This window comes from Mucilaginibacter hurinus (assembly GCF_003324525.1).
Classification (GTDB): domain Bacteria; phylum Bacteroidota; class Bacteroidia; order Sphingobacteriales; family Sphingobacteriaceae; genus Mucilaginibacter; species Mucilaginibacter hurinus.
The window spans coordinates 349,925-368,352 of the sequence record NZ_QGDC01000001.1 but is presented as its reverse complement, the minus strand read 5'-3'; the positions used below and the strand labels follow the sequence as shown (position 1 = coordinate 368,352).

11 protein-coding genes are annotated in these 18,428 nt (G+C 43.0%); 5 read left to right on the top strand and 6 right to left on the bottom strand.

Annotation, left to right across the window (positions count from 1 at the left end; genetic code table 11):
- Positions 1-15: 15 nt before the first annotated feature.
- Positions 16-831 carry a 2,3,4,5-tetrahydropyridine-2,6-dicarboxylate N-succinyltransferase gene (locus tag DJ568_RS01540; protein WP_114003466.1) on the bottom strand — a complete coding sequence of 272 codons (816 nt, stop codon included), beginning with the start codon at positions 829-831 and terminating at the stop codon, positions 16-18.
- 59 nt (positions 832-890) lie between these two features.
- A complete protein-coding gene (locus DJ568_RS01535) occupies positions 891-1,370 on the bottom strand; it encodes a hypothetical protein (RefSeq protein ID WP_114003465.1) in 480 nt (159 codons plus the stop codon).
- A 91-nt stretch (positions 1,371-1,461) separates the two neighbouring features.
- On the opposite strand from DJ568_RS01535, the gene DJ568_RS01530 reads away from it, so the two are divergent.
- Both DJ568_RS01530 and DJ568_RS01525 read left to right on the top strand, forming a co-directional pair.
- Positions 1,462-2,067 carry a hypothetical protein gene (locus DJ568_RS01530; RefSeq protein ID WP_114003464.1) on the top strand — a complete coding sequence of 202 codons (606 nt, stop codon included), beginning with the start codon at positions 1,462-1,464 and terminating at the stop codon, positions 2,065-2,067.
- Between the two features lie 18 nt (positions 2,068-2,085).
- Entirely contained in the window at positions 2,086-2,511 is a 426-nt protein-coding gene (locus tag DJ568_RS01525; protein ID WP_114003463.1) for an RNA-binding S4 domain-containing protein, read from the top strand.
- Positions 2,512-2,684: 173 nt separating this feature from the next.
- Here DJ568_RS01525 and DJ568_RS01520 read toward each other — a convergent pair whose 3' ends face one another.
- The gene (locus DJ568_RS01520; RefSeq protein WP_114003462.1) at positions 2,685-3,293 is read right to left on the bottom strand and encodes an OmpH family outer membrane protein; all 609 of its coding nucleotides are present in this window, start codon (positions 3,291-3,293) and stop codon (positions 2,685-2,687) included.
- 152 nt (positions 3,294-3,445) lie between these two features.
- On the opposite strand from DJ568_RS01520, the gene gyrB reads away from it, so the two are divergent.
- A complete protein-coding gene (gene gyrB, locus DJ568_RS01515) occupies positions 3,446-5,446 on the top strand; it encodes a DNA topoisomerase (ATP-hydrolyzing) subunit B (RefSeq protein WP_114003461.1) in 2,001 nt (666 codons plus the stop codon).
- A 119-nt stretch (positions 5,447-5,565) separates the two neighbouring features.
- Here gyrB and DJ568_RS01510 read toward each other — a convergent pair whose 3' ends face one another.
- Complete coding sequence (locus tag DJ568_RS01510; RefSeq protein WP_114003460.1) at positions 5,566-5,997, bottom strand: retropepsin-like aspartic protease; 432 nt, start codon at positions 5,995-5,997, stop codon at positions 5,566-5,568.
- Between the two features lie 146 nt (positions 5,998-6,143).
- Here DJ568_RS01510 and DJ568_RS01505 point away from each other — a divergent pair, with 146 nt between their 5' ends.
- On the top strand, positions 6,144-6,893 hold the full coding sequence (locus tag DJ568_RS01505; protein ID WP_114003797.1) for a DUF72 domain-containing protein: 750 nt from the start codon (positions 6,144-6,146) through the stop codon (positions 6,891-6,893).
- A gap of 26 nt (positions 6,894-6,919) precedes the next feature.
- Here the strand turns inward: DJ568_RS01505 and tamL are convergent, their stop codons facing one another.
- Complete coding sequence (tamL, locus tag DJ568_RS01500) at positions 6,920-9,214, bottom strand: translocation and assembly module lipoprotein TamL (protein ID WP_114003459.1); 2,295 nt, start codon at positions 9,212-9,214, stop codon at positions 6,920-6,922.
- 1 nt (position 9,215) lies between these two features.
- Positions 9,216-14,342, bottom strand: a complete 5,127-nt coding sequence (locus DJ568_RS01495) for a translocation/assembly module TamB domain-containing protein (protein WP_114003458.1) — start codon at positions 14,340-14,342, stop codon at positions 9,216-9,218.
- Between the two features lie 235 nt (positions 14,343-14,577).
- On the opposite strand from DJ568_RS01495, the gene dnaE reads away from it, so the two are divergent.
- Complete coding sequence (gene dnaE / locus DJ568_RS01490) at positions 14,578-18,174, top strand: DNA polymerase III subunit alpha (RefSeq protein ID WP_114003457.1); 3,597 nt, start codon at positions 14,578-14,580, stop codon at positions 18,172-18,174.
- The last annotated feature ends 254 nt before the right edge of the window (positions 18,175-18,428 follow it).

Genomic DNA, 18,428 nt, shown 5'->3' with positions numbered 1-18,428 from the left:
TAAACGATAGTGTAATTAAACCGCTACGTTATTTTCACGCAAAGCATCATTAAGTGACGTTTTTTTATCGGTAGATTCCTTACGTTGACCAATAATCAGCGCGCAAGGAACCTGGTAATCACCGGCCGGGAAAGTTTTAGTATACGAGCCAGGTATAACTACCGAGCGTGCCGGTACACGGCCTTTATATTCTACAGGCTCAGGTCCCGTAACGTCAATTATTTTAGTTGAGGCTGTTAAAACAACATTGGCACCTAACACAGCTTCGGTTTCAACAACTACACCTTCAACAACTATTGCCCTTGAGCCGATGAAGCAGTTATCTTCAATAATAACCGGCGAAGCTTGTACCGGTTCTAAAACACCGCCTATACCTACGCCGCCGCTTAAGTGTACGTTTTTGCCTATCTGCGCGCATGAACCAACAGTTGCCCATGTATCCACCATGGTTCCTTCATCAACAAAGGCGCCTATATTTACGTATGACGGCATCATGATAACGCCCTTAGCCAAATGGGCTCCGTAACGTGCAATAGCGTGCGGAACTACCCGTACGCCTGTTTCGGCGTAGTCGGTTTTTAGTTTCATTTTGTCATGAAACACAAAGGGGCCAACTTCTATTTTTTCCATTCCGCGTATAGGGAAATAAAGAATAACGGCTTTTTTTAACCACTCATGCGTATGCCAGCGGCCGGCAATGCTTTCGGCAACGCGGTATTCGCCCTTATCAAGCCGTTCAATAACGGTGTGAATTGCCTCAGCATATTCTTTGTATTGCAGCAGGTTCCTGTCTTCCCAGGCGTCTTCTATAAGTTTTTTAAGATCTAGCATTGATGTAAATTATCTTTTGGCAAATTAAAGGATTTTCGCCGACAATTGTTTGGTTGATGTTATTTGATAGCTTCAAGCTGCTCTTTAAGTCCGGGTACCGACGCAATTAACATGGCGAGTATCAGCGCTATAATTAAAACTATTAATATAGACACCCCCAGCGCGCGCCAGATGGGTTTTGGGTAATAGTCATTGTCAGGGAAATATTTGTTATAAAAGTATTCGGTTAGCACAGCACCCCCGATAATATTTGTGATGACACCAATATATCGTACTCCGGGCGCCAAAACAAAACCTATAGCGAACGATAGTAATGTATAAATGATGGAAAATAGTAACACCACATTACCCGCCTTTTTATAGCCTGCTGCCCTTAAATTTTGCATCAACAGTACCCCGCCAAATATCATGGAGAAAAATATGGTAAAGCCCCATATAGCACTTTTGGAATATATTTCAACAGCTCCGGATTCGTCGCTGTATTGCTCTTGTTCTGTATCGTCCTGTCCGGTGTCTTCAGGGTATTTATTGTCGTCCATTGAATAAAATAAGTTTCTGCAAAGGTATAAGGTGTTTTTTTAAATGGATGTTTTAATTTTATGCTTATTATTTATACCTGATGATAGTTAAATGATACAAAAGATATCCCGTAAACAGTTTCTTTTGAAATTTACGGAGTTCCCGCAATCAAATAATAAAACGGATAAATTTACACACCCCGAAGTGTATGATACATATATCCTGACACTTCCATCATTATCAGCTAAGGGCCATGCTAAAATGTTAGGTATCCAACTAACAAAACTTATGCTTCGCCTTGATGTCAAGGAATTGTTTTTCTTGGGAGAAACCCGTGGAGCCTGGCTTTATCAGTATAATGATTATAAGCCGGCTAAAAAAGCGTTAGATTATATGGCAAATAATGGCATAAGTGAACGTTTCAACGGTGCTATAAATGTAAGTTTAAGTGAACTGCCCGAATTTATTAAACATTTTTTTTGGCTGATTAGATGTAACGCTTCTTTACCATATTTTTATTTTTGTAACAATGAATTCACTGTCATAGGGAGCATTTGTCAATATGGAAATCTCCATTTATCTGCACTTAATAAAAAAACCGATATGTTAATTAAAAATGCCATCCGGCAGACAAAGTTTGAGCTATTGAGTGGTAATACTTGCTATAACAGTTTCGAGAAAAGCAAAGCTGTAGCCGGCCGCCGAATTATAATTTAACCACACTATCTTTGCACCATGCCTGAAAAAGAAAAACTACGCATAGACAAATACTTGTGGGCTATCCGCTTGTTTAAGACACGTACCCTGGCGTCAGACGCCTGCAAGGCCGGGCGTGTAAAAAAAGATGGCCAAAATCTTAAAGCATCGTATGAAGTTAAGTTGGGCGATGTATATAACGTGGCTAAAGGTGCAGAGCGTAAAGTAGTAAAGGTTACCGGCATGCTGGAGAATAGGGTAGACGCCAAAACAGCCGTTAACTTTTATGAAGACCTTACTCCGGTAGAAGAAACGCATAGTTTTAAATCTATGTTTCATGCGCCGGTGCTTAAACGCGACCGCGGAACCGGTCGCCCCACCAAACGCGACCGCAGGGAGATAGACGATTTACAAGACGGCTTTTTTACACCTGTTCAGCCTGATAGGGGGGAAGAGCACGAGTAAATCTCGTTGAAAAAAAGGGAAATAAGTACCTGCATTCTTGTAGCCTTGGGGGTAGTACAATAGATTCCACTTTAATATAGCTTTGATGCGGTTATATAGGTTGAAAAGGACTTGTGATAAAACAAAAATGCCCCGGTTTACTCAACCGGGGCATTTGCAGTTTGCATGCAGAGTTATTTCTTCTCTTTGTCATATTCAGCGTTCAGCCCTTTAACTACGTCGGCAGTTACATCAAGGCTTTCATCACCATAATACATAATAGGATTTGCTTTTGAATGGGTCAAGATCATTTTGTAGCCCTTTTCTTTAGCGTATTTTTTAGTAAAGGCTACAATTTTATTATATAGTTTTTCAGTTTCATTGCCCGATTCGTTTTGAAATTGCGCGGTAGCGTTTTGCTCGTATGTTTGCAATTCCTGTCCTTTACGCTGAAGCCTTTGCTCAATAGGTGCACGCTGCTCAGCGCTCATGGTGTTTGCATCCTTTTGGTACTCGGCTACTTCGCGTTGAAAGGCTTGCTTACGCGAAACCAAATCACTCTCGGCAGAACGGCCTTTCTTTTGCAGGCGGTCAGACAGGTCCTTAGCATAACCATATTTAGCCAGTAGCGAGTCTTGCTGAACGTACACAATGGTAGCGGTAGGCGTAGCTGCAGGCGTGCTGGCAGTTGTTGTAGCAGCCGGTTTATCAGCAGCAGGTTTATTTTGATTACAAGCGGCAATTGTGCCAGCCACGAGTATTCCCAGTGTCAGTTTGCTAAAAATCGAAGCCTTATGTGTCATTATCGTTGTCTTAAAAAATTTCACAAATATAAACTTTACTGTTAAGTATCCTAATCATTTACGCCGGTTGTTTCCACACTTCCACAACTTATCAACATTACTGTTTATCCGCATAAATTGTGTAATTTTGAAGGTTATTGTTTTAAATACTTATGAGCGAAGAAATCGAAGACCAATCAGAAGAATCACAAGACAAACCCGAAACATCAGCCGACAGATCCAATTATTCGGCAGATAATATACAAGTACTGGAAGGCCTTGAGGCGGTGCGAAAAAGACCGTCAATGTATATTGGCGATACCGGCGTAAAGGGCCTGCATCACCTGGTATATGAGGTGGTTGATAACTCGATAGACGAAGCGCTTGCAGGGTATTGTACCGATATTAATGTCACCATACATCCGGGTAACTCTATAACTGTTGCAGATAACGGCCGCGGTATACCAACCGGCATCAACAAAAAGGAAGGCAAATCTGCGCTTGAAATTGTAATGACCGTATTGCACGCCGGCGGTAAGTTTGATAAGGATACTTACAAAGTATCTGGCGGTTTACATGGTGTGGGTGTAAGTTGCGTTAACGCTTTGTCAACGCACGTAAAAACGCTGGTTCATCGCGAGGGCAAAATATTCACGCAAGAATACGAGCGTGGTAAGCCCCTGTTTGAGGTGAAAGAAATTGGTGTATCTGATAAAACAGGCACCATACAAACCTTCCAGCCCGACCCGGAAATATTTACTACTACTACTGAATATAAATATGATACCCTTGCGGCCCGTTTACGCGAGCTGGCATTCCTTAACAAGGGTATACGTTTAACCTTGACCGACGAACGCGACGCCAATGAAGATGGAACATTCCCTTCAGAGGAGTTTTTCTCAGAAGGTGGTCTTAAAGAGTTCGTTAAATTCCTGGACGGCACGCGTAACCCGATAATTCCGGAGCCGATTTATGTAGAAGGGATGAAACAAGGCATCCCTGTTGAACTGGCTTTGCAGTATAATGACAGCTACTCAGAGAACGTACACTCATACGTTAATAATATAAATACTATTGAAGGCGGCACGCACGTAGCCGGTTTCCGTATGGGTTTAACCCGTACATTAAAAGCTTACGCGGATAAGTCTGGCCTTCTTAAAAATGTTAAGGTAGAAATAACAGGGGATGATTTTCGTGAAGGGCTCACTGCCGTTATATCTGTTAAAGTTGCGGAGCCGCAATTTGAGGGACAAACCAAAACCAAGCTGGGCAACAGCGAGGTAAGCGGTGCCGTTAACGTAGCTGTAGGTGAAATACTATCAAACTATCTGGAGGAAAACCCTAAAGAGGCCCGTATGATAGTGCAAAAGGTGATACTGGCCGCAACAGCACGTGCCGCTGCGCGTAAAGCCCGCGAGATGGTACAGCGTAAGAATGTAATGGGCGGTTCAGGACTACCGGGGAAACTGGCTGACTGCGCGAACAGCGACCCTGCATTATGCGAAATATACCTGGTGGAAGGTGACTCGGCAGGTGGTACTGCCAAGCAAGGGCGTAACCGCGATACGCAGGCAATTTTACCGTTACGTGGTAAAATTCTGAACGTGGAAAAAGCCATGGAGCATAAAATATACGAGAACGAGGAGATCAAGAATATGTTTACCGCGCTTGGCGTAAGCATCGGAACTCCTGAAGACGATAAAGCCCTTAATATAACCAAGCTGCGATACCACAAAATCGTGATTATGACGGATGCTGACGTTGACGGTTCACACATCACCACGCTTATTTTAACTTTCTTTTTCCGTTATATGAAAGAGTTAGTTGAGTTTGGCTATGTATACATAGCTTCGCCGCCACTGTACCTGGTTAAAAAAGGTAAGGAGCAGGAGTATTGCTGGAATGATGAGCAGCGCGACAATGCCATACAACGCCTTAAGGGTGCCGGTAAGGAAGATAGCGTACATGTACAACGTTACAAAGGTTTGGGTGAGATGAACGCCGAACAGTTATGGGAAACTACCATGAACCCGGCAACCCGTACACTAAAACAAGCCAGTATAGAAAACGCGGCCGAATGCGATCATACATTTAGTATGCTGATGGGCGACGAGGTAGCGCCGCGCCGCGAGTTTATTGAGAAGAACGCTAAATACGCGCGTATTGACACGTAGTTTTACGTAATAAAAAGAACTAAGAATTAGAGCCTTCCATTATGGAGGGCTTTTTTGTGTGTTCGAAATTTAAGATTAAACCAAAAGATTATCGTTGAAATATGCGCGGTGCAATTAATCTACGAGACTTTTAGCACGAGCCTCTTCTTCCCATAATCTATAATTGCTTGATACTTCATCAGTATATCGCCACCTAAAACACCCAGTACCTGCGGATGGGCCATTTGCTCGTAAGCTATGTTAATGGTTGACAGGTCAAGCACTGCCACTTCAAACTCGTCAATTTTTAAATCACCGATGTAAAGGTCGGTTATGATGGCGGTGTATGATTCCATACTGTTGGTACCAAGGCCGGTTGACAATTTGTCGGTGGCCGATATAAGAGCGTCGGCGTTGGCTTCGGCTAACAGCGTTTTGTCAAACGCGGTCTTAGATGCGCCGGTATCCAATACAAGTTTGAAGCTATTGCCATACAACGTTACATCAATAATGGGGTGGAAGCCGTCATCGTGCAGGTCAAGAATCTGTAACGGAATGGTATGTTTGGTCATGCCGCAAAAGTAAAGGTTAGTTAGCAGTTTTGCGGTTTATATTTGAGGCGGATGTATTGATTGGCCATATAGATCTAAAAAACGTTAACGCTAAAGCCATTTTAGTAACTCCTTTAATCTGGCATTATGTTAGCTTACTATTTTACATGGCTGCAAAATTTTATTCGGGCACAAGTAATATCGAACTTCCTGTTCGTAACAAACAATTTTATCCCGAGGCTTTCCGAAACAAAAGCCGGCTGAATTATTACGCCAGCATGTTTAACAGCGTGGAGCAAAACTGCACTTTTTATAAAGTGCCTATGCCAACAACTATAAAAAAATGGGCTGATGATGTGCCCGGTGATTTTCGTTTCACTTTCAAACTATGGCGTGAGATCACCCATCAAAAAGAACTTGAGTTTAAGCCGAAGGATGTAGAGCGTTTTATGCAGGTAATTGATAATGCCCGTGAAAAGAAGGGCAGTTTGCTGATACAATTTCCGCCTTCTATACAGGTAAACAAGCTGCATAAAATGGAATATTTATTAAGCATTATTCGCAGTTGCGATCCCGATAAGCAATGGGATACGGCGGTAGAGTTCAGGCACAAGTCATGGTATATGGGCGATGTTTATGAAATGCTTGATAAATTCAACATGGCAATGGTATATCATGATATGCCAGCCTCTGCTACACCAACTACTGATCCGAGGACGAAATTCGTTTTTTTGCGTTTCCACGGCCCCAACGGCGGCTACCGCGGAAGTTATACCGATGATTATTTGTATGAATATGCCACCTATATCCGCGATTGGTTAGAAGAAGGCAAAACAGTATACGCGTATTTTAATAATACCATGGGCGACGCCGTGAAAAATGTTAACACCTTAAATAGTTTTCTGGCTTCAGCGTAATAGATTCTGCAACCAATAAATGCTTATTAAAAAGGATATCCAATCGCTATATTAAACACTAAGTTTTCCCGGCGCCAGGCGCTGCTTCCAAAGTCAATCTTATCCAACACCCATCGCTGACCGTCAGGCAGCCAAGGCTTGCGGATAGGGAAGGCGATGTCTGCCCGTACTACAAGTACAGTAACATCCGCACGTATACCTACACCGGCGTCAGCGGCTATTTCTTTTAAAAACGTTTTGCCAAACGCCCTTCCGTTACGTAGCGGGTCGCGCATTAGCCAAATGTTACCTGCATCTACAAACACGGCGCCGTATATTATGCTGAATAATTTGGGGCGGTACTCTAGATTTGCCTCAATCCGGATATCGCCTGCCTGGTCGGGCAGGAATCCGTCTGTAGCGGTTGTATTGCCCGCGTAAAAAGTACCGGGACCGATTGACCTTGCCCTGAAACCACGTAAACTGTTAGATCCGCCAATAAAAAACTGCTGGCTGTACGGCATTAATGTCGAGTTGCCGTAAGGTATGCCAACACCTACCATCAGGCGCGTAGCAATGCTGCTGTTAAGGCCAACCTTGTGGTAAAATCTAAAGTCATTCTCCAGCTTAACGTATTGATTAAATGGTGTGCCAAATATTGTACGTACTTTACCTGCCAATGTATCAGCCCCGCTTAAAAGACCGAACAAATTACCTGAAAGCCCTATACGTGCATTGTAGTACATCGTGTTGGTCCGGTAACTTTCGTTCGTATTGGTGTAAGTATAACTATAGCTCGGGCCAAAAGTAAATTGGCGGTCTATAACATGTTGAAGGGCAGGGTTACCATTTTTTTTGATACTATCCTGGTACAATTGCGTTACGTTTACCGGGTTTACATAGGTAATATTAATGAGGTTCAGTTCGTGGTTTTTACGGATATTCTGTTTCCACTCATACCCGAATGAACCATTGAACGAATTCAGGGTGTACAATTTAGTACGGTTGATCAAAGTGTATCCCAGTGTAAGATGCGTATGGGGTATATAAGCGTTATCTGATTTTATATTAAAAGGAGCGATAAAGCGCGGCCAGGTAAGGCGCATCTGTCCACCCAGCTGGTATACATTAAATCCGCCGTTTTGCCCGGATATCTGCACGTCGGTACTACCAAAGGCGGTAAGGGTAAGCAATTCCGCGCCTTTAAAAGCATTACGGTTACGCCAATTTATGTTTAATTGCGTACCAGTAAAATTGGCCGAGTTTGTACGACCCAATACCTCAACTTGTATTGATTTTCGTTTGTGAGGCGTTAAAAAATAAAATACATCCAACTTTGCAGAATCGCCTGCAACCGGGTCAAACCTGTTCTTTACAAACTTGTAAGGCCCCAGGTTTATAAAGCGGTTAAGTGAGTTATTATGCTCAGTACGATTATAAACTTCACCCGGCCGAAGCAGAACGGTGTTTTTAAAGGCCATCGGCCGTATGGTTTTTTTCTTCCTTTTCTCTACAACATTATACCAGCGGTATGGCACAGCCTTATCCAAATGCAGGGAGGTATCCCTTAATGAATAACTCGGGTAAACATAAATGTCGTTTATGGTGTAAATTTTACGGTCTCGCTCGGCTGTTTCGGGTTTCACGGCAACAAACATATCTACCTGGTGGCCGGCAACCGTACTGTCAACCCTCATGATAATATCTTCGGGGGCGAAGTAGTAAAAGCCTTTTTCCTTTAAACGCGCATCTATACGCAAACGCTCGGCCTTAATTACATCCAGGTCATAATTTTCCCCATTTTTCAATAGCGTTTCATCACTTGTTCCGGCTATAGCTGTATCCAGGCTCTCGTTGCCTGTAGGGAAGTTAATGTTCCGGATTTTATAACCGGGACCAGGGACGGCCATATATTCTGCTTTGGCGGTTCTCTCTTTGCCAACGGTGTCGCCGCTTACCAACGCCTGAAAATATCCTTTATTTTGTAACCTGTTTTGTAATATATCACTGTTCTTTTGCAAATCAACCGAGCTTACCAGTACAGGCGGTTCGCCAAATTTTGTATTCAGCCAATGTTTAAAGCCCTTTGTTTTGGTTGTGTAGGTTTTGTAATACACCCATAGTTTTACCCGCAAGCCTAATATAGACGAATTTGGTTTTGGGCGTAACAATCCCTTCAAATCTTCGCTCAGTTTCTTTTCCTCTTTGTTGCTTATGTCTTTGCCGTCAACCTTAACCTTGTGCCCGGTATATAGTTTTTCGCCGGGCGGCAAGTACTTAGTGGTGCTGCAGGCACTCAATAACGTTGTAATTAATAGCAGATATATTGTATTTTTTATCATGTTAGTTTGTAGGTTGCTCTTTAGATTGCTGTTCCATTCGCTCTTTAGTCTGTTCATCTTTCGCTTCACGGGCTTCATTCAGCTTATCTTCCTGTTTCTCGCGTTGTTCCTGTTCACGTTTATATTGGCGGCGAAGCGCTTTTTCTTCAGGCGTGCGCTTACGGAATATTTCTCTGAAGCGGTTATAGTCCATGGTTAAAGCGAAGGCTACACCAGTTTCAATAATCTGGCCCTGTATTACCACAAACTCGTCTTTACGGTAAGCGCGCAGGGTATACCGGCCGTCGCGGCTCAGCTTATAGTTTACAGAAACATTGCCGGCAATATTGCTGGCTTTCTGTCCTGGCCGGTTACCTTCAAGGTTAAAGCTATTGCCTACAGATACGGTGAGCCTGTCATTAAGGAACCGTTTAGATACACCCACATTGAGGTCCGTACGGTTAGTAGCAGTACCTGTAGAATAGTCTTCGCCCGAGGTAAGTCCAAAGTCAAGATCTACCCCTGTTATTAAACCGCCTGCAAGGTTGTTCAACTGATCGCTAAGCAAGCCACTCACGCTGTTGCGTATAGCGCCCTCAACGCCTGCACTGCCGCCCTGGCTTTGCAGCGGATTTTCGCCTATAAAATGGCCAAGCACCAGTACGCCCAATACTTGTTTGTTTAACTCGTTAGGATCCTGGCGTATTTGTGCCAATTTGGTTTCAACCGTACTTTTCACCTCTGCAGACACGGCATAATTGCTGTCTGGCAGTATAATATCAAAGCTTATTTCCGGCTTCAATAATTCATTCTTTAGCATAAGGTTCACGTTGAACGGTAGCTTTTGCTTATACACTCCCATGTTTACGTCATCAGTTTGACCGTTGATCAAATCAATAGGAGGGACATTTGCAATATATACTGCAGTGAGGTCAACCATCGCGCTGGTAGGGTCGCCTGTCCAGGTGATGCTGCTGCCTTGTTTAAAGTTAAACTTACGTTTTACGGTGGCAAAAGATAGGCTATAAGAGCCCTGGTTTACGGTATACGTACCGGTCAGGTTGATTTTACCACTTGGATCAATTCCGCCATTCAGGCTTGCCTCACCCTTAATATTCACCATATCCCCGTTACGCGGGTCTATCACAATGTTAAAGTTGGCATTTTTATGAACGTTAATTGTAGCAGATACATCCATCCCTGTCACATCTGATTTACGTAGCGAGTCAAGCTGACGCGCGAGCAATATCGAATCCAGCTTAGGTGCGTTCTGGTCAATAAACTCCACCACGCCTTTCCGGTCCTCTATACTTGGGTCTGATGATGGCAGTACAATAGTCATATCTGTCTTTTCATTTACGGTAAGCTGCGCATCAACTACCGGCATGTTCATATCGCCCCTTATCTTGATATTGCTGTTAACGAATAGTTGTCCGTAAAAGAGCTTATTATCCTTTTGCGTAGAGTTCATCACCCTGAAATTATCTGTGCGGATATCAAGCCCGAAAGCAAAATCAGTGTATTGTTTGGTATAAACGGTACCGGTAACAATAGCTTTGTTGCCGGTCGAGTCTACCATGGTAAAGTCGTTAAATCGTACCCCGTCATTATTAAAGGTAATGCTTTCATTAGGCATGCTGAAGTAGGAGTTAAGCATTGATACATTGAAGCCTACCTTGTTAAAGTTGATATCGCCCCGCACTGCAGGCGCGTCAGGGGTACCCGTAATTTTTAAGGCTCCGGTTATAGTACCGCTTGCGTTTCGTATAGCGCCGAAACTGAATCCTTGTATGCTTTGCATATTCAGGTTAACTATATTCAGGTTCATATCAAACCGGCTGCTTGGTGCAGTATAGTACATTCCTGAAAGATTAACCTGGTTACCCCGCCCAGTTATATCAACATTGGCTGCAAAGGCGTTAGCGGTTTGATTGTTAACTTTTACAGCGATATTGCCAACGGTGTCGCCTTTAAAACTAAAGTCGCTTATATTCATATCCGCTACAAATACTGGCGACGCCTGCAGGTTGCTGATATTTGCATTACCGTTAATAACGCCGCCCACCTGCAATGAATCCTGCTGCGCAATTTTTGTTAGGGTTTCAATCCTGAAATTGTTAAACCTGACATCAATAGGCGCATTAGGCTGCTGCGGATTGCTGTTAACGCTTAATACCTGGTTAGCATTGGTAATAGTGAAATTGCGTGCAAGTATACCCTTTGCGCCGAACTGTAAAGCATTATCTGCATTTACCGACCATGGCATATAGTCCAGTAGTAACCCTTCAGGAACAAAGCTAAATTGGTATTGCTGCGGCAGTACGCTCAACACACCGGCTATACGATAACGCTCTTTACGTTCACGGTCGCGTACCTGTAAGCTCGTAGTTAACTTATCATTTTGTAAATTACCTGATATAGTAGTGTATAAGATATTGATAGATGATGATACCTTTACCTCATCCACAGATACATTGTAGTTTAATGCATTATTACCGGTATTAACCGCCAACGCAAGGTTGTTTATCTCCTGTGTGCCGTAAACAATTTTTGGAGCAGATCCGTTTACAACCAATTCACCCGCCTGGCTGTTAAAACGGCCGTTGAACACAACAGGGTCAAGGGTTTTCAGGTCGGGCACTAATTGTGTAGTCAGGGGTGTTTTTACCAGCTTAATATTAAAGGTGAATTGTTGCGGAGGGTATTTTGCCGCAGCAGGTTTAACGCCTGAAGCAATTGCTGTATTAAAGTATTTGTTTACAAGATCCTGCATAGCAGGGGCGATGCCGGTTAAAGTATATTTACCAGCCATATGGGCAGTAAGCATAGGAGCCTTTAAATGCAGTGTGCTGCTGTCGGCAGTGGCAGTCGAAACCAGGCTCACAGTGTCGAGCTTTATACGCTGTCCTTTTTGAACCATTAGCAAATCGGTTAAAATGATATCAGCGTTCAGGTAGTCAGGGTCGGCGGTAGGTACATCTGCTACCAGCTTGCCATGCAACCGTAGCGGATCTTTAACAAACTTTAATGCCTGCAGATCAATGCTGTCCAGCGAGAGCGTAGCGTTTACCGCCGGATACTTTTTATTCATATTAGCCTTCGCACTCAGGGCGAAGCTTATGTTTGGGTCACGCATAAGGGCATTGGCCACATAGCTGCCGTTGCTGGCAGTACCTTTTAATACTAAGTTGCGATAGTTGTACCCTTTTACATAGGCTGATGATACGTTGCCATTAAATGCCAGGCTCGCGGTTTTAGGGTTTAAGCTGGTGCCTTTTATGCTGGCACTCATGCTTACCATACCCACCATTTGCGGCTTTTTAGTAAGGGCGCCTACATTGAGTTTATTTGCTTTAACATTAGCCGTATACCTTTCACGTCCTTTACGGTTAAAGTTACGCATAGATGCGGTCAGATCAACCGCGCCGTAACTTGACCGGAGAGACATTTTGGTATCAAAATCGTTCATGCTACCCTTTAAAGTGCCCTTTAAATTCAAATTAGCCGGGATGCTAACCGTAGCCGGGATAGTATTTGGCGGGGCAAGCGCATAAATATCGCCACGGCTGGTATTAAACTCCCGCAGGTTTACGTCAAAATAAGCCTTATTTACATCAGGCAACCCCCGCAGAACTGCCGACGCCCTAATTCTAGTTTGACTTAAGCCAAATATCTCCAGGTCATTAATGCGCAGGTTACCCACCCGGCCATTTATTTTACCGTTAACCCTTAGTACGGCATTTTGCAATTTCCTTAATTGTGGCATTTTGGCCATGTCAGGCATCAGCAGCGTAACATCGCGCATGCCTAACTTGCTGCCATTTAAATTGGCATTCACACCTAACATGCCTATATTTTTACTTAAAGATTCTATTGACGGATAAGTCAGTTTAACTTCCTTTTGTAAAACTGTGTTAGGGGTTTCAAGCAGTAAATCTGTAAGTGAAGCGCCCTTAAGGCCGTATGTAAAATTGGTATGGAACGTCTTTAATTTAAAGCCGCTCTTTTCAGTAAAAGTAAAAGTGTTTATTTTTCCATAAGCCGTATCAGGGCTATAAGCGAGGTCTTTCAGCTCAACATTAAGATTTTTTATATGCATGTGGCCAGGATCTAAACCCCGCGCAATCGGCTTTTGCACATTGTTGTCAAACTTAATATCGTTATTGGTGATGTTGAGTTTTTTTAGTGTAACTGCCCATTCGTTTTTAGTAGGCGACGATACAAGCGTATCCAATTCTTTCACGGCCTCAACCACCTCTTTGGCTACGGTTTTGGGCTTATCAAATGTTACGCGTGCTTTAGTTTCGTTAAGGGATATATTATTTATAGCTACCTTTTGATTTTTCAAGTCAATATTATCCATATCAACTAATAATTTCCCTAAATCAACATTCGCATCCATTTCTGATGCCCTATATTTTACGCGGATCTTTGATAAGTCAATTTCACCCAGCTTTAAATCCATATTAAGCGGTGCTGTGGGCGTATCAATAGTGGGCGGAACCGGCGTTTGTATCACCGTAGCGTTTACATCGGCAAGCGTTATTTTGTCTATGCCAAACTTCATCTTGTCCAGGTCAAAATCATTTATTCGCGTGTCAAAATGGCCTAAAAGAAACTTTACGTCATTCCCGCTTATGGCGTCTTTATATTTAACATTTATCCTGTCCAGTATAATTTTCCCCATGGCAAATTTCATGGATGAAGTGGTGTCAGCGGGCTTTGGTTCTTTTTTCTGCTCGCCGGCAAATGCTTTTATAATATAATCAAAGTTAAAAAGGCTGTCAGGCCCGCGGCTAATGTTTGCAGTGATGCCTTGCAGGTTAATCTCGTTTACTTCAACCGTATTTTTTAAAAGTTTTAGCAGGGTTATGTCAACCTTCAGCTTATCCCCCGCAATAAGGGTGTCGCGCTTTTGGTCTTCAAAATATACATCTTCTAATACGATTAACTTAGGTAGCCCTAATGAGATATGGCCTATCTCAACTTTAGTCTTTATTTTATTTTGTATAAAAGTTACTGCTTTATCCTTGGCAAAATTTTGCACAGCTGGCACTTGTATCAAAATAACTACAAGCAGTATTAAAAAAATAACACTCGCGAGTATCCATAGGATGGTTTTAAGGGCTATACGTCCAAATTTTTTCAAAATTGTAATATATTATACGGTTAAGATCGAATTACATTTTAAACATCAAATAGTGTACCCGTAACTGTTTCTTCTGTGTTAAGTATTGTAAAAATACCTTAGGAACGGCTATAAACAGGTTTGTTAACCTTTGCGTTGCGATTTCTTTAGCGGGTTTTTGTTTTCAACACATGATAGCCCCAACTTGTTTTTTGATAACTTTGTATTCTACCTGAAATTTTGATTTGGAGTTGTTATGCCTGATTTTTCCCATTTACACGTACACACTCAGTTTTCGCTACTTGACGGCGCCGCAGATATAGGAAAGCTATATAAAAAAGCTGCTGCCGATGGCATGAAGGCGCTGGCTATTACCGACCATGGCAATATGTTTGGCGTATTTAAGTTTGTAGCGGAGGCTGGTAAGCACAATGTAAAGCCCATAGTAGGCTGCGAATTTTATGTGGTTGATGACAGGCATGTTAAACAATTTACCAAGGAGAAGAAAGATGTAAGGCGGCACCAATTACTGCTGGCCAAAAATGCCGAGGGTTATAAAAACCTGGTTAAGTTGTGCTCTTTGGGTTATATGGAGGGCTTGTACAGTAAATGGCCCCGTATTGATAAGGAACTTATACTGAAACACCATAAAGGTCTTATTGCTACAACCTGCTGTATTGGTGCATCGGTACCACAGGAGATTTTGAAAAATGGTGAAGAAGCCGGCGAACGTGAATTTAAATGGTGGCTTGACCTGTTTGGCGAAGATTATTACATTGAACTACAGCGCCATGATATCCCCGAGCAAAATATTGTTAACGCGGCACTGTTGAAATTTGCTAAAAAGCATAACGTAAAAGTTATCTGTTCTAATGATTCGCATTACGTGGATCAGCAGGATAGTAATGCACATGATATTTTATTGTGTGTAAATACCGGCGATATGCAAAGCACGCCTATTGCTACAGATGAAGAAGGTGGAAAGGGCTACCGTTTTGGTTTTCCTAATGACCAGTTTTATTTTAAAACACAGGCCGAAATGGGCAAGCTGTTTCATGACTTGCCTGAATCATTGGATAACACAAATGAAATTGTTGATAAAGTTGAGGTATTAAAGCTGAAGCGTGATATATTACTGCCAAACTTTGTAATACCCGAAGAATTTAAGATACATACAACCGGTGATGATGCCGACACGCTGAACCAGTGGGAATACCTGAAACATATAACGTTTTTAGGTGCTAAGGAGCGTTATAAGGATATCTCGCCTGAGGCTGAAGAGCGTATTAATTTCGAGCTGTTCACCATACGCACCATGGGCTTTGCAGGGTACTTCCTTATTGTAGCCGACTTTATTAAAGCCGGCCGTGATATGGGTGTATTTATTGGTCCGGGCCGTGGCTCGGCGGCGGGTTCGGTAGTGGCCTATTGCATAGGTATAACTAATATCGACCCCTTAAAATATAATTTGCTATTTGAAAGATTCCTGAATCCCGACCGTAAGTCGATGCCCGATATTGATACGGACTTTGATGATGCCGGCCGCCAGCGTGTTATTGATTATGTTGTTGATAAATATGGCAAAAACCAGGTAGCGCAGATTATTACTTATGGTTCAATGGCGGCACGCACCAGTATACAGGATGTAGGGCGTGTGCTGGATATGCCGCTGGCCGAAGTAAACGCCCTTAAAAAGCTGGTGCCCGAAACTTTGGGCATTAACCTTAAAACGGCAATAGAGCAGGTGCCGGAATTGCAAACCATTTACAAATCTACTACCGACCCAAAGGGTACGGTGCTTAGGGAGGCGGAAAAACTTGAAGGTTCTGTACGTAATACCGGTGTGCATGCGGCGGGTATTATTATCGCGCCGTATGATCTGACTGACATTGTGCCGGTAGCTACCTCGCGCGATTCGGATCTTTTGGTTACCCAGTTTGACGGGCGGGTAATTGAAGATGCAGGCGTTATCAAGATGGACTTTTTGGGATTGAAAACCCTTACCATTATCAAGGACGCCTTGCGCATGATAAAGCAAAATCATGATGTTGAAATCGATATAGATTATATAGACCTTGATGATCAGCTAACATTTGAGCTATATCAGCGCGGTGATACAAACGGCACATTTCAGTTTGAAAGTGATGGTATGCAAATGTACCTGCGCGAACTGAAGCCGGATAAGTTTGAAGACTTGATAGCTATGAACGCCCTGTACCGACCGGGACCAATAGAATATATACCCAATTTTATTAAACGTAAGCACGGCCTTGAGCCAATTACATTTGACCTGCCCGACATGGAAGAATACCTGGGTGAAACCTATGGTATTACCGTTTACCAGGAGCAGGTGATGCTTTTATCGCAAAAGCTTGCTGGCTTTAGTAAAGGAGATGCCGATGTGTTGCGTAAAGCCATGGGTAAAAAGCAGATTGAGGTGCTGAATAAAATGGAAGCCCAGTTTATGGACGGCGCCATAGCCAAAGGTCATCCAAAAGATAAGCTTACCAAAATTTGGAACGACTGGAAAGCCTTCGCGCAATACGCTTTTAATAAATCGCACTCCACCTGTTACGCCTTTGTGGCTTACCAAACGGCTTACCTTAAGGCGCATTACCCGGCCGAGTATATGGCAGCTGTATTAAATAACCAAAACAGCATTGAAAAGATATCCTTTTTTATGGAGGAATGCCGCCGCATGGGAGTGCCGGTGCTTGGTCCAGACATTAACGAGTCGGACATGGCATTCGCTGTAAATAAAAAAGGTGAAGTACGTTTTGGCCTCACCGGCGTAAAAGGGGTGGGCGAAAAGGCGGTTGAAAGTATTATTGAAGAACGTAAAGAACGCGGGCCTTACGAGTCGGTTTATGATTTTGCGCGTCGCAGTAACGTGCGTAGTGTAAACCGTAAATCATATGAGAATCTTGTTTATGGCGGCGGATTCGATGGTTTTGGCTACAGGCGGGCGCAGTTTTTTGCTAAGACTGAAAACGGATTGCTTACAGGTGTGGAGCGCCTGATAAAGTACGCTAACGATTACCAAAACACGCAAAACAGCACGCAATCGTCGCTCTTCGGCGGTTCAGTAGCTTCATATATTCCGGAGCCGCCTATGCCCGAGGTAGAGGAATGGCCATTGATAGAGAAACTGAAGTACGAAAAGGATGTAATAGGTATATACCTTACCGGCCATCCTTTAGATAACTATAAACTTGAATTAGAAAAGTTTTGCAATGCTACGGTGTCTGATCTTAAGCTGATGCAAAAGGCACGCTCCGGCGAGGGGGGTGATGATATAGCTCTTGCTTTCGCAAACTTGCGCCGTAAAGGCGAGCTGTGCATTGGCGGGCTGATGAGCAACGTACAACACAAAACCACAAAAACCGGTAAGCCTTTCGGGACCTTTATTTTTGAGGATTACAATGATTCATACGAGTTTGCTTTGTTTGGCGAGGATTATATAAAGTTTCGTAATCTGTTGGTTGATGGTTTCTTTATGCACATACGCGGCAGTATCGAAGAAAAGTTCCGCCAAAAGGACAACTGGGACTTGCGCATAAGTGTAATGAGCCTGCTGTCTGAAATGCGCGAAACCCGGAGCAAATCGCTAACCGTACCCGTTAATCTGAAAGAGATAAATGCCCAGTTTGTTGACAGCCTGCTGTATATTATCCAGCAAAACAATGAGAAATATCCTAACAAAACCTGCGACCTTAAGATTACCATCAGCGATTATGAGGAGAACCTGAGTGCAAGTGCAACATCAAAGGTATTTAAGGTAAACCCGAGCGATGATCTTTTAGAGGATTTATTTAGCCTTACAAGGGTACAGCCGGTGTTAACTACGAAGTAAAGCTTTTAGTACTCTGATAGTATCATTTGCTACTACCGGCTTTTTGTGACTGGCGATATGTGTGCATGCATCTTAAAGGCACGCTAACGCCTGATGAAATAGTAACAATTCCATTTGCTTTTATAATATCATTTAATACGTTGTATTGTTAACAAGTAACCCATGTTAATAAAATAATTTCCTGCGCACTTGTATAAACTGTTACCTTTAGCGTCACGCCAAAGTTAGCGTTGCGGCATTTGATAATCGGATTG

What these genes read in the sequence shown, in the direction of transcription:
- DJ568_RS01505 (WP_114003797.1), top strand. Translation starts at nt 6,144, where the DNA reads ATGGCTGCAAAATTTTATTCGGGCACAAGTAATATCGAACTTCCTGTT.
- DJ568_RS01525 (WP_114003463.1), top strand. Translation starts at nt 2,086, where the DNA reads ATGCCTGAAAAAGAAAAACTACGCATAGACAAATACTTGTGGGCTATC.
- tamL (WP_114003459.1), bottom strand. Translation starts at nt 9,214, where the DNA reads ATGATAAAAAATACAATATATCTGCTATTAATTACAACGTTATTGAGT.
- DJ568_RS01535 (WP_114003465.1), bottom strand. Translation starts at nt 1,370, where the DNA reads ATGGACGACAATAAATACCCTGAAGACACCGGACAGGACGATACAGAA.
- DJ568_RS01540 (WP_114003466.1), bottom strand. Translation starts at nt 831, where the DNA reads ATGCTAGATCTTAAAAAACTTATAGAAGACGCCTGGGAAGACAGGAAC.
- DJ568_RS01510 (WP_114003460.1), bottom strand. Translation starts at nt 5,997, where the DNA reads ATGACCAAACATACCATTCCGTTACAGATTCTTGACCTGCACGATGAC.
- DJ568_RS01530 (WP_114003464.1), top strand. Translation starts at nt 1,462, where the DNA reads ATGATACAAAAGATATCCCGTAAACAGTTTCTTTTGAAATTTACGGAG.
- dnaE (WP_114003457.1), top strand. Translation starts at nt 14,578, where the DNA reads ATGCCTGATTTTTCCCATTTACACGTACACACTCAGTTTTCGCTACTT.
- DJ568_RS01520 (WP_114003462.1), bottom strand. Translation starts at nt 3,293, where the DNA reads ATGACACATAAGGCTTCGATTTTTAGCAAACTGACACTGGGAATACTC.
- gyrB (WP_114003461.1), top strand. Translation starts at nt 3,446, where the DNA reads ATGAGCGAAGAAATCGAAGACCAATCAGAAGAATCACAAGACAAACCC.